This window comes from Ruminococcus sp. MCC718, assembly GCF_018783905.1.
Classification (GTDB): domain Bacteria; phylum Bacillota; class Clostridia; order Lachnospirales; family Lachnospiraceae; genus Hominisplanchenecus; species Hominisplanchenecus faecis.
Genome location: NZ_WQNP01000158.1, coordinates 1 through 212, shown reverse-complemented (window position 1 = coordinate 212; position 212 = coordinate 1). Strand labels below are relative to the sequence as shown.

At 32.5% G+C, this 212-nt stretch carries 1 protein-coding gene; it reads right to left on the bottom strand.

The window, feature by feature from the left end:
- A partial coding sequence (gene tnpA / locus GPK60_RS12755; RefSeq protein ID WP_215660493.1) for an IS200/IS605 family transposase occupies positions 1 to 212 on the bottom strand: 212 nt, incomplete at both ends.

Genomic DNA, 212 nt, shown 5'->3' with positions numbered 1-212 from the left:
CATATATGGTATGTTGTATAGCTCTTCATCAGGTTTACAATCTTACTAATAGACATTGTTGGTTCTGTCTCTATCATATAGTGAATGTGGCCTTTATCTGTTTTCATATATCTTATTATCACACTGTGTCTCTGACATATCTCATACGAAAACTGTTTTATATCATCTGATATCTGCCTCGAAACCAGTAATTTCTTCCTATATTTACAGAC